At 71.6% G+C, this 11,694-nt stretch carries 11 protein-coding genes; 7 read left to right on the forward strand and 4 right to left on the reverse strand.

What is annotated here, in order from left to right:
* The 3 genes from ACZJYS_RS18095 to ACZJYS_RS18105 form a co-directional block, all read right to left on the reverse strand.
* The coding region (locus tag ACZJYS_RS18095; protein WP_493179836.1) for a threonine synthase at nucleotides 1-709 on the reverse strand (709 nt) is incomplete at its 3' end.
* Nucleotides 710-791: 82 nt separating this feature from the next.
* A complete protein-coding gene (locus ACZJYS_RS18100; RefSeq protein ID WP_493179837.1) occupies nucleotides 792-1,559 on the reverse strand; it encodes an SDR family oxidoreductase in 768 nt (255 codons plus the stop codon).
* 28 nt (nucleotides 1,560-1,587) lie between these two features.
* On the reverse strand, nucleotides 1,588-2,277 hold the full coding sequence (locus ACZJYS_RS18105; RefSeq protein ID WP_379631118.1) for a GntR family transcriptional regulator: 690 nt from the start codon (nucleotides 2,275-2,277) through the stop codon (nucleotides 1,588-1,590).
* Nucleotides 2,278-2,417: 140 nt separating this feature from the next.
* On the opposite strand from ACZJYS_RS18105, the gene ACZJYS_RS18110 reads away from it, so the two are divergent.
* The 7 genes from ACZJYS_RS18110 to ACZJYS_RS18140 all read left to right on the forward strand — a co-directional run bounded on the left by ACZJYS_RS18110 (nucleotide 2,418) and on the right by ACZJYS_RS18140 (nucleotide 11,361).
* The gene (locus tag ACZJYS_RS18110) at nucleotides 2,418-3,656 is read left to right on the forward strand and encodes an ABC transporter substrate-binding protein (protein ID WP_493179838.1); all 1,239 of its coding nucleotides are present in this window, start codon (nucleotides 2,418-2,420) and stop codon (nucleotides 3,654-3,656) included.
* Nucleotides 3,657-3,739: 83 nt separating this feature from the next.
* Nucleotides 3,740-4,615 carry a branched-chain amino acid ABC transporter permease gene (locus tag ACZJYS_RS18115; RefSeq protein WP_493179839.1) on the forward strand — a complete coding sequence of 292 codons (876 nt, stop codon included), beginning with the start codon at nucleotides 3,740-3,742 and terminating at the stop codon, nucleotides 4,613-4,615.
* Between the two features lie 10 nt (nucleotides 4,616-4,625).
* Entirely contained in the window at nucleotides 4,626-7,139 is a 2,514-nt protein-coding gene (locus ACZJYS_RS18120; protein ID WP_493179840.1) for a branched-chain amino acid ABC transporter ATP-binding protein/permease, read from the forward strand.
* A gap of 175 nt (nucleotides 7,140-7,314) precedes the next feature.
* Nucleotides 7,315-8,250: a 3-hydroxyacyl-CoA dehydrogenase gene (locus ACZJYS_RS18125; RefSeq protein ID WP_493179841.1), complete on the forward strand. Its 936-nt coding sequence runs from the start codon at nucleotides 7,315-7,317 to the stop codon at nucleotides 8,248-8,250.
* A gap of 1 nt (nucleotide 8,251) precedes the next feature.
* Nucleotides 8,252-9,178 carry a 3,5-dioxohexanoate:acetyl-CoA acetone transferase gene (gene kce, locus ACZJYS_RS18130; protein ID WP_109519017.1) on the forward strand — a complete coding sequence of 309 codons (927 nt, stop codon included), beginning with the start codon at nucleotides 8,252-8,254 and terminating at the stop codon, nucleotides 9,176-9,178.
* A gap of 180 nt (nucleotides 9,179-9,358) precedes the next feature.
* Nucleotides 9,359-10,303: a transglutaminase family protein gene (locus ACZJYS_RS18135; RefSeq protein WP_109519018.1), complete on the forward strand. Its 945-nt coding sequence runs from the start codon at nucleotides 9,359-9,361 to the stop codon at nucleotides 10,301-10,303.
* 245 nt (nucleotides 10,304-10,548) lie between these two features.
* Entirely contained in the window at nucleotides 10,549-11,361 is an 813-nt protein-coding gene (locus ACZJYS_RS18140; protein WP_109519019.1) for a transglutaminase-like domain-containing protein, read from the forward strand.
* 29 nt (nucleotides 11,362-11,390) lie between these two features.
* Here the strand turns inward: ACZJYS_RS18140 and ACZJYS_RS18145 are convergent.
* The coding region (locus ACZJYS_RS18145) for a GFA family protein (RefSeq protein WP_493179842.1) at nucleotides 11,391-11,694 on the reverse strand (304 nt) is incomplete at its 5' end.

The following is an 11,694-nucleotide window of genomic DNA, read 5'->3' on the forward strand; positions in this document are numbered from 1 at the left end:
CCCCCTCCACCAGCGGCCCGCTGCCGGTGGGCACCAGCACGAGGTCCGGCACCCGGCCGCCGAGCTGGGCGCGGATCTCGGGCCCCACCAGCTTCAGCCCGTCCACCGCCCAGGGGTTGATGAAGGTGGTGGTGAGGTTGGCGTAGCCGTGGCGCTCGGCCAGCGCGGCGGCGAGGTCGTAGGAGCGGCTGTAGTGCCCCGGCACCTTCAGCAGCACCGCGCCATGCGCCGCGATCTGTGTCACCTTGCCGTCCGGCGTGTGGGCGGGCACGATAATGACGGCCCCCAGCCCCGCCCGCGCCGCATAGGCCGCGACCGACGCCCCGGCATTGCCGGAGGAGGCACAGACCACCCCCCGCGCGCCCAGCTCGATCGCCTTGCTGATGCCGGCGCTGATGGCGCGGTCCTTGAAGGAGCCGGAGGGGTTGCGGGTCTCGTCCTTCAGCCACAGCTCGCCGCGGAAGCCGGGGATCGCCGCCTCCAGATGCGGGGCGCGCAGCAGCGGCGTCTCCCCCTCCCCCAGCGAGACGATGGCGCCGGGGTCGGTGACGCCGAGGCGGGCGGCGTGGCGCCACATGCCGGGCGGCAGGCCGGGGGGCGGGGCCAGCCCGCTCTCGCCCTCCACCCGCAGGATGCCGCCGCAGGCCGCGCAGGCATAGCGCAGCGTGGGCGGGTGGGTGTGGCCGCATTCGATGCAGCGCAGATACATGGCACGCCTCCCGGAGCTTCCTCGGCGGCCACTCTGCGGAAAGCCCGCCCCGGCGCCAAGCGCCGCCAGGGCGGGCGGCGGGTCAGGAGAGCATGCGCGTGTCGCCATCCACGCTGATGGCCTGGCCGGAGATGGTGCGGCCGCGCGGGCTGCACAGGAACATCACCTGGTCCGCCAGCTGCCGTGCCGTGACGTATTCCTTGATGGAGGTGAAGGAGAAGGCCAGCGCCTCCATCTCGCTGAAAGGAATACCCTTCTGCTGCGCCTTGGCCTCCAGCACGCGGCGCTGCCGGTCGCCCGCCACCAGCCCGGGGAGGATGGCGTTCACCCGGATGCCGTCATCCCCCAGCTCGATCGCCAGCGACTTCGTCAGGCCGATGACGCCCCACTTGGCCGCCGCATAGGGCGCCCGCAGCGCGAAGCCGTGCTTCCCCGCCGCCGAGGAGAGGTTGACGATGCTGGCGTTGGAGGATTTCCGCAGATGCGGGATGGCCAGCCGCGCGCAGTTGAACTGGCTGGTCAGGCACACCTCCACGCAGCGGTCCCAGTCCTCCGGGTTGATCTCGTCGAGCCGGCCCGTGGGGCCCGCGATGCCGGCGTTGTTCACCAGGATGTCGAGCCCGCCCAGCTCCGCCAGCGCCGCGTCGAACAGCGCGGCGACATCGGCCCGGTCCGCCACGTCGGCGCGGCGGTGGCCGACGCCCGCCGGCAGGGTGGCGAGCCCGGCCTCGTCGAGGTCGCAGGTGAACACCTTCGCCCCCTCCTCCACGAAGGCCTCGACGATGCCGCGGCCGATGCCGGCCGCCCCCGCCGTCACCAGCACCCGCGCGCCCTGCAATCCGAGATCCATGTCGTATCCCCCTGTTCCGGGCGGTGCCTCAGGCTTCGGGAAGCCCGCCCTTGTCGATGATGAAATCCGCCGCCCGCGTGATGTCCTCGGCGATGGCGGCGCGCGCCGCTTCCGCGTCCCGCGCGCGGATGGCGCGCAGCGCGGCGCCGTGGCAGCGCAGCGCGTGCCCCGCCGTCAGCCGGTCGCGCGAGTGGCGCAGGTCGAGGTTGATCACCGGCCCCGCCTTCAGCCAGAGCGCGCCGATCACGTCGAGCAGCGTCGGCAGCCCGGCGGCGGCGTAGATGGCGAAGTGGAAGTCGCGGTTCAGCGCCACGGCGTCGCCCAGATCGGCGGTGGCGCTGCCCTCGCGCATGGCGGCCTCGGCGCTGGCGATGGCGCGCAGCTGCGCCGGGCCGCGCGCCAGCGCCGCCCGCGCCGCCGCCCAGCCCTCGATGCCCGCGCGCGTCTCGGCCAGCTCGCGGAACTGGGCGCGGGTCATCACCGGCACGCGCACGGCGCGGTTCGGCGCCACCTCCAGCGCATGGTCGGCGATCAGCCGGCTCACCGCCTCCCGCACCGGCATGACGGAGACGCCGAGCGCCTCGGAGAGGTCGCGCAGCGAGAGCTTCTCCCCCGGCGCCACACGCCCCGAGGCCAGCAGGTCCCGCAGATGCGCGTAGGCCGCCTCCGAGAGGGTGCGACGCTCCAGCAGCGGCAGGCTGGCGATGGCGTGGTTCACGCATTCCCCTCTGGACAATCCGGTGCGGATACGCAACCCTGCCTGTGATCACAGATCACGACAAGGGATCGGATCGCGGCAGGGGCGGAAAAACGCCCCGCTGAACGAGGCCCGCTGAACAAGGGTAGAGGAACACGAGAATGACCGAGCTTCCCCGCATCACGCGGCGGGGCGCGCTGCTTGGCGCCGCCACGCTGCTCGCCGCCCCCGCCATCTCCCACGCGCAGTCCGATGTCATCCGCATCGGCCACCTGACGCCGCGCACCGGCTTCCTCGGGCCGCTCGGCGAGTTCGCCGTGCAGGCCGGCCAGCTCGCCATGGACGAGATCAACGCCGCGGGCGGCATCCTCGGCCGCAAGCTGGAGATCACCTTCGAGGACAGCGTCAACCCGCAGACGGCGAGCGCCAAGGCGGAGCGCTACATCCAGCGCGACAAGGTCAGCTGCATCGTGGGCGAGATCAACTCCGCCTCGGCGCTGGCCATCGGCCAGGTGGTGCAGCGCGAGAAGGCGCTGTTCATCAACACCGGCGCCAACTCGGACGCGCTGCGCGGCAGCGACTGCCGCAAGTTCATGTTCCACATCGAGGGCCAGAACTCGATGTACGTGAAGGCGGTGGGCCGCGTGCTGGTGCAGCAGGGCCTCATCAAGGGCAAGAAGGTCTATGCGCTCACCGCCGACTACGCCTTCGGCCACGACCTGCTGCGCGTCGCCAAGCGCTTCATGGGCGAGAATGGCGGCACCGTCGCGAACGAGGACCTGATCCCGACCGACCTGACCGACTTCTCGCCCTTCCTGCTCAAGATCCGCCAGGCGCGGCCGGACGTCATCATCGCCAACCTGGCCGGCGCGCAGATCACCAACTTCCTCAAGCAGTATTCCGAGTTCGGGCTGCGCTTCCCGGTGGCGGGCTTCGGCTTCGACACGGCGCTGGCCTGGGGCGCCGGCCAGGGCAACTTCCTCGGCACCTGGCCGACCATGTGGCACCACCGCCTGGAGAATCCGGCAGCCAAGAAGTTCACCGCCGATTTCCGCCAGCGCTTCGGCCGCCCGCCGGAGAACCAGGCCTGGGGCGACTACAACGCCATCAAGATCGTCGCCCAGGCGATGACCGAGACCAAGGGCACCGACGGCCCGCGCATCGTCGAGTACCTGGAGAGCGGCGCCAAGTTCGGCGTGCTGAAGGCGCGCGAGAGCTATTTCCGCGCCCGCGACCACCAGATCATGACCGAGATGTACGCCATCACCGCCCTGCCGCCGGCGGAGCAAAAGGACCGCTACGACATCTTCACCGCCACCGCCACCGTGCCGGGGCGGGAGGAGAGCCTGGAGGCCATCGGCGCCACGCCGGAAGAGAACAGCTGCACCTTCCCGGCCTGACGCGGGCCTCGGCCTGAACACCCCCCGCCGCACGCCTGCATGGCGCGCGGCGCGGGCGCCCCATCGGCGCAGGAGCCTCCGCCTTGGAAATCGTCTTCCTCATCGAGCAGATCCTCAACGGGCTGCTGATCGGCGCCTATTACCTGCTGATCGCGCTCGGCCTGTCGCTCATCTTCAGCCTGGGCGGCATCGTCAACCTGGCGCATGGCGCCTTCTACGCCATCGGCGCCTACCTCACCGTGGCGCTGGCGCCGACCATCGGCTTCGGCGGCGCCTTCGTGGCGGCGCCCGTGCTGGTGGCGCTGCTCGGCCTCGTCATCGAGCGCTTCCTGCTGCGCCGCTTCTACCGGGCCGACCCCATCCTCTCGCTGCTGCTCACCTTCGGCCTGGCCATGGTGGCGGAGCAGACGCTGCGCATGGTGTTCGGCGCGCCGCCGCTGCCCTTCTCCATCCCGCCCGAGCTGCGCGGCCAGGTGCTGATCGGGGATTTCATCTATTCCCGCTACCGGCTGATGATCCTCGGCGTCGCGGCGCTCTGCGTGCTGGGGCTGTGGCTGCTGCTGCAGCGCACCTATTTCGGCCGCGTCGTCCGCGCCGGCGTGCAGAACCCGGACATGGTGGGCGCGCTCGGCATCTCGCTGCGCCCCTACATGTCGGCGGTGGTGATGATCGCGGTGGGGCTCGCGGCACTGGCCGGCGTCATGCTGGCGCCCGTCATCGGCGTGCACCCGGCGATGGGGGCCGAGATCCTCACCTTCGCCTTCGTCGTCGTCGTCATCGGCGGGCTCGGCTCCTTCTGGGGCGTCGTCGTCGCGGCGCTGATCGTGGGCGTGGTGCGCGGCATCGCCGCCTATGCCTACCCGCCGGCCACCGAGGCCTCCGTCTATCTCCTCATGCTGCTCGTCCTGCTGCTGCGCCCGCGCGGCCTGTTCGGCGAACGCATCGCGAAGTTCGAGTGAGCGCCACGCCATGATGACCCGCGAACTCCGCCCCCTGCTCATCGCGCTCGCCGCGCTGCTGCTGCTGCCGGTGCTGCTGCCGGCGCTGGGCCTGACCCTGAAATCCGCCACCGACGTGGTGGTCTTCGCCATCGCCGTGATGGGGCTGAACATCCTGGTCGGCCACACCGGCCTGGTCTCCTTCGGCCATGGCGCCTGGTTCGGCATCGGCGCCTATGCCGCCGGCATCCTGCAGCGCCACTTCTTCCCCGGCGACATGGTGCTGCCCGCCCTGATCGGGCTGGCGGTGGTGGCGGCGCTGGCCGCCCTCATCGGCATGCTGATCCTGCGCCGCAGCGGCGTCTATTTCTCGCTGCTGACGCTGGCGCTCACCGCCATGCTGTTCACCATCGCCTTCCGCTGGACCGAGCTGACCGGCGGCGAGGACGGCTTCGGCGGCATCACCCGCTACGCCTTCCTCGACGAGCCGGCGGCCTACTACGCGGTGGTCGCCACCATCGGCTTCGCCGTGGTGTTCGCGCTGTGGCGCTTCCACCACGCACCGGCCGGCACCGTGCTCGTCGCCATCCGCGAGAACGAGCAGCGCGCCCGCTTCGTCGGCTACGACACCACGCGCTACAAGCTGCTGGCCTTCACCCTCTCGGCCAGCGTCACCGCGCTGGCGGGCATGCTCTCCGCCTACAACCACCGCTTCGCCTCGGCCGAGCCCATCGCCATCGCCTTCTCGGGCGAGCTGCTGGCGATGGTGGTGATCGGCGGCATGCGCTCCTTCCTGGGTCCGGCCCTCGGCGCGCTGTTCTACATCCTGTTCCGCGAGTTCCTCTCGATCTACACGGCCAACTGGCTGCTGATCTTCGGCCTGCTCTTCGTCGGCTTCATCGTCTTCTCGCCGGACGGGCTGGTGGGCGTGGGCCAGAGGCTGCTCGCCCCCTTCCGGAAGAAGGTGGTGGAGGACGCGGCGATGTCCGCCCGCCGCACCGCGGCGCCGACGCCGGTGCCCACGCGCTTCATCCGCCCCGGCGCCGCCGCCGGCGGCCCGGTGCTGGCGGCGGAGACGCTGGAGAAGAAGTTCGGCCGCATCCAGGCGGTGCGCGGCGTCTCCTTCCAGGTGGGCGACCGCACCCTGCACGCGCTGATCGGCCCCAACGGCGCCGGCAAGACCTCGGCCTTCAACCTGCTCTCCGGCATGTTCCCGCCGGATGCCGGGCGCGTCACGCTGGACGGGCGGGATGTCACGGGCTTCAGCCCGCAGGCCATCACCCGCGCCGGCATCGGCCGTTCCTTCCAGATCACCAACCTCTTCCCCGGCCTCTCCATCGCCGAGAACCTGCGGCTGGCCATCCAGGCGCGCCACCCCGCGCGCTTCGGCCTGTGGCACGACGCCCATTCCTACGACGACATGGCGGACGACACCGCCACGCTGCTGCACTGGATGGGCCTGGCCGGCATCGAGCGCGCCGAGGCCGGCGCCCTCTCCTATGGCGGGCAGCGGCTGGTGGACATGGCGGTGGCCGTCGCCACCCGCCCGCGCATTCTTCTGCTCGATGAGCCGCTGGCGGGGCTGGCGACGGCGGAACGCACCCGTGTCGGCGAGCTGATCAAGCGCGTCTCCACCGACATCCCCGTGCTGCTGGTGGAGCACGACATCGACCGCGTCTTCGCCCTGGCCGACCGCGTGACGGTGATGAACGACGGCGAGGTGCTGGTGGACGGCACGGTGGAGGATGCGCGCACCGACCCGCGCGTGCAGGCCGTCTATCTCGGCTCCGGCAACACCGCCATCGCGGCGAAGGAACGCGCCTCGGCGATGACCGACGCGGTGCTGCTGAAGCTCGACGGCATCAACACCTTCTACGGCAAGAGCCACATCCTGCAGGGCGTCTCGCTGGAGGTGCGGCAGGGCGAGATCCTGGCCCTGCTCGGGCGCAACGGCGCCGGCAAGTCCACGCTGCTCAAATCCATCATGGGCATCGCGCGCCCCGCCAGCGGCAGCATGACGCTGGCCGGCGAGCCGGTGGCGGGCCTGCCCTCCGACCAGATCGCCCGGCGCGGCGTGGGCTTCGTCCCCCAGGGGCGCGGGCTGTTCGCCGGCATGTCGGTGGCGGAGAACCTGGCCCTCGGCCGCCTCAAGCGCCTCACCGGCGCGGGCGACCACTGGACGGAGGAGAAGGTGCTGGAATTCTTCCCGCGCCTGAAGCAGCGCTGGCGCACGCCGGCCGACGCCCTCTCGGGCGGCGAGCAGCAGATGGTGGCGGTCGCCCGCGCCCTCTCCGGCGACACCCGCCTGCTGCTGCTGGACGAGCCTTTCGAGGGCCTTTCCCCGGCCGTGACGGAGGAGCTGTTCGAGGCCTTCGACAAGCTGCGGCGGGAGATCTCCATCATCATCGTCGACCACAACCTCGACCTGGCGCTGGCGCTGTCGGACGGCACGGTGGCGCTGGAGCGCGGCGCGGTGACCTGGGCCGGCGCCTCGCGCCTGCTGCGCGACGACCTGGAGCTGCGGCGGAAGGTGCTGTGGCTGTGAGCGTCGAAGCACGGGGGAGAATGAATTCTCCCCCGAACCCCCTCATCTTTTTTCTGCAAGTTTTCCTGAGGGCGGGGTCCGGGGTGACACTGTCACCCCGGCGGATGGGGTCTGGGGAAGGCAGCGCCTTCCCCAGCCGGCAAAGCTTCCCTGACCGACGCACCGGAACCAACCGATGACCATGCATCCCTCCAAGGTCGCCATTGTCGGCGCCGGCCTGATCGGCCGCGCCTGGGCGATGATCTTCGCCCGGGCCGGCTGGCAGGTGGCGCTGTTCGACCCCGCCCCCGGCATCGCCGCGCAGGCCGAGGGCCTCTGCGCCCAGGGCCTGACCGACCTCGCCGAGCAGGGCCTCTGCGAGGACCCGGCCGGCGCCGCGCGCCGCATCCAGGCGGTGGGCAGCCTGGCCGAGGCGGTGTCGGACGCCGCGCTGGTGCAGGAGAACGGCCCCGAGCGGCTGGAGGTGAAGCAGGAGCTCTTCGCCGAGCTGGACCGGCTGGCGCCGCCCGGCTGCATCCTGGCCTCCTCCTCCTCCGCCATCCGTGCCTCGCTGTTCACGGAAGCGCTGCCGGGGCGCGGCCGCTGCCTGATCGCGCATCCGGTGAACCCGCCGCACCTGATCCCGCTGGTGGAGCTCTCCGGCGCGCCCTGGACGGCGCCCGAGAGCATCGCCCGCGCGCGGGAGATCTATGCCGCCATCGGCCAGGTTCCCATCGCCGTGCTGAAGGAGGTGGAGGGCTTCATCCTCAACCGCCTGCAGGGCGCGCTGCTGGCCGAGGCGTTCCGGCTGGTGTCGGAGGGCTATGTCAGCCCGCAGGATCTCGACCACACGGTGAAGGACGGGCTCGGCCTGCGCTGGTCCTTCATGGGGCCGTTCGAGACGATCGAGCTGAACGCGCCGGGCGGCATCCCCGATTACTGCGCGCGCTACACCGGCTTCTACAAGCGCCTCGCCGCCGACCCGGCGCGGCCGGAGGTCTATGAGGCGCCGGCCGTCGGGCGCATCCTGGAGGAATGGGGGGCGCCGCCCGACCTGCCGGAGAAGATGCGCTGGCGCGACCGGCGCCTCGCCGCGCTGCGCGCGCACAAGCTGACACAAGAGGAGGGCTGACATGGCCACGCGGAAAGTCGTCATCACCTGCGCCGTCACCGGCGCGATCCACACGCCGAGCATGTCGCCCGCGCTGCCCGTCACCGCCCAGCAGATCGCCGATGCGGCGATCGGCGCGGCGGAGGCAGGCGCCGCCATCGTCCACCTGCACGCGCGCAACCCGGTGGACGGACGCCCGGACCAGACGCCGGAGGGCTTCTCGCCCTTCCTCCAGGTCATCAAGCAGCGCTGCGACGCGGTGATCAACATCACCACCGGCGGCGCGCCGACCATGACCATCGAGGAGCGGGTGCGCCCGGCCGCCACCTTCAAGCCGGAGGTGGCCAGCCTGAACATGGGCAGCATGAATTTCGGCCTGTTCGGCATGCTGAACCGGTTCAAGGAGTTCAAGCACCCGTGGGAGAAGGAATACCTCTCCGACAAAGGCATCATCTTCCGCAACAGCTTCGCGGATATCGAGTACATTCTGACCACCTGCCGCGAGAACGGCACGCGCTTCGAGTTCGAGTGCTACGACACGGCGCATCTCTACAACCTGAAGTACTTCTTCGATCAGGGCATCGTGACGGGGCCGCTGTTCATCCAGACGGTGTTCGGCCTCCAGGGCGGCATCGGCGCCCACCCGGAGGACGTGATGCACATGAAGCGCACGGCCGACCGGCTGTTCGGCGACAATTACCGCTGGTCGGTGCTGGGCGCCGGGCGCAACCAGCTCCCCATCGCGGCGATGGCGGCGGCGATGGGCGGCAACATCCGCGTCGGTCTGGAGGACAGCCTGTGGGCCGGCCCCGGCAAGTTCGCCGAGAGCAACGCCCAGCAGGTGCGGCTGGCGCGGCAGATCGTCGAGGGGCTGGGGCTGGAGATCGCCTCGCCGGACGAGGCTCGCGAGATCCTCGACCTCAAGGGCCCGGACCGCGTGGCCTTCTGAAGCGGCCGGCGGCGGGGGCGCGCACCGTCCCCCCGTCCCGCTTGCCAGCCGGGCCGCCATGCGCCATGGCAGGGCTTCCCGGTGGCCGGCACCCCCGCCACCCGCCGGGCGGGACGAGCCGGAGCCACAGCCGATGCGCCTTCCCCGCCTGCCGCCCGCCCCACCGGGGCGCGCCCCGGCATGACGCTGTTCAACGTCCGCCACCTCACCGAATACCGCTATGCGAAGCCGGTGCGCTTCGGCGAGCACCGGCTGATGTTTCGCCCGCGCGACAGCCACGACCAGCGCCTGCTGGAGGCCACGCTGGCGGTGGACCCCGAGCCGGCCGAGCTGCGCTGGATCCACGACGTGTTCGGCAATTGCGTGGCGCTGCTGCGCTTCGGCCGGCCCGCCGCGCGCCTGAGCTTCGACACGCGCATCCGGCTGGAGCACACGCCACAGCACGGGCCGGCCTTCCGCACCGACACCGCCGCCCTCACCTACCCCTTCGCCTACGACGCCGAGGACCTGCCGGACCTGCTGCGCACCATGGCGCCGCACCACCCCGATCCGGGCGGCGAGGTGGCGCGCTGGGCGCGGCAGTTCATCCGCCCCGGCCGGCCCAGCGAGACGGGCCACCTGCTGATGACGCTGTGCTACGCCATCCGCGAGAGCTTCTCCTACGCCCGCCGCACCGAGCCCGGCACCCAGCCGCCGCTGCAGACGCTGCACCTGCGCCGCGGCACCTGCCGCGACTTCGCGCTGCTGATGATGGAGGCGGTGCGCCACCTCGGCTTCGCCGCCCGCTTCGTCACCGGCTATGTCTATGTGCCGGACCGCGACGGCTCCACCACGCTGGGCGGCGGCTCCACCCATGCCTGGTGCCAGGTCTACCTGCCCGGCGCCGGGTGGGTGGAGTTCGACCCGACCAACGGCATCGTCGGCAACCGGGACCTGATCCGCGTCGCCGTCACCCGCACGCCGGAGCAGGCGGTGCCGCTGCAGGGCAGCTACCACGGCGCGGCGGAGGACGGGCTCGGCATGCGCGTGCAGGTCAACGTCACCACGGAGGCCGCCCTGCCGCCCGGCCAGGATGCGGCCCCCCGGCCGGGTGCCGGCGGCCTCCTGAGGGCCCGCCCGGGCTGAGGGCCCCCGCCCGATCCAGGGGTCCCGCCTGATCCAAGGGTCCCGCTTCGGGGCCGCCGGGCGGCGAACCCCGTATCGCCGCCTGGCAAGGACGGCGTATAGGAACAGCATGAGCAGGGCCGGCGCAACGGCCCGCCACAGGGATTGCGGCGGCGCAGCAACCGGCGGTGCCGGGGCCGCGTTCCGTCGGACACGGCCCCGCCCACATTCAAGCCCGGCGCCCCCCGCGGCGCCCCGGAGACGCGATGAAGATCCGCGCAGGCTTCACCCTGGCCTATGAGTGCCCGCAGCCCACGCCGATGCTCCTGGTGCTGAACATCCACCCCTCGCGCCGTGCCGACCTGCTGACCGGGCAGACCCTCTCCTACGACCGCCCGGTGCAGGCCCGGGAATACATCGACGGCTTCGGCAATGCCTGCACGCGCATCCTGGTGCCGGCCGGCCGCACCACCCTCTCCACCCGCTTCGAGATCCGCGACAGCGGCCTGCCGGACCCGGTGACGCCCGAGGCCGCGCAGCACGAGATCCAGGACCTGCCGGACGCGGCGCTGGTCTACCTGCTGGGCAGCCGCTACTGCGACACGGACCGGCTGGCCGACTTCGCCTGGGCGCAGTTCGCCCACACACCGCAGGGCTGGGCGCGGGTGCAGGCCATCTGCGACTTCGTGCACGGCCACATCACCTTCGACTACCAGAAGGCGGATTCCACGCGCTCGGCGCATGACGGCTTCACCGGCCGCTACGGCGTCTGCCGGGACTTCGCGCACCTGGCCATCACGCTGTGCCGCTGCATGAACATCCCGGCGCGCTACTGCACCGGCTATCTCGGCGACATCGGCGTGCCCGCGGTGCCGGACCCGATGGATTTCAGCGCCTGGTTCGAGGTCTATCTGGGCGGCCGCTGGCACACCTTCGATGCCCGGCACAACCGCCCGCGCATCGGCCGCATCCTCATGGCCACGGGCCGGGACGCGACGGATGTGGCGCTCTCCACCAATTTCGGCCCCGCCACCCTGGCGCGGTTCGAGGTGGTGACGGAGGCGGTGCCCAACGCCTGAGCCTGCCTATCGCCTGAAAGCCGGGCGGCTCAGTCCACCCACAGCCCGCGCCGGCGGTGCCACTGCTCGATCGATTCCTCTGGATAGGCGTCGAAGCAGGCATCGCCGGGGCCGGTCTGCGGCTCCACCCAGGGGGCCTTGTCCTTCAGCATCAGGTGGACGCGCGCGGGCGGCACGGGCAGCGCGGTGTCGATGGCCGAGGCGAAGGGGTGCACCAGATCGGGCCAGGAGGGGTCGGCCATCCACAGCGCGCTGGCGCAGCGGGGGCAGAAATGGCGCTCGCCGCTGCTGGTCTCGCAATGCCCGTCATCGGCGCGGATCTCGGCGTGGTAG

It is taken from the genome of Roseomonas sp. TS2 (assembly GCF_058833935.1).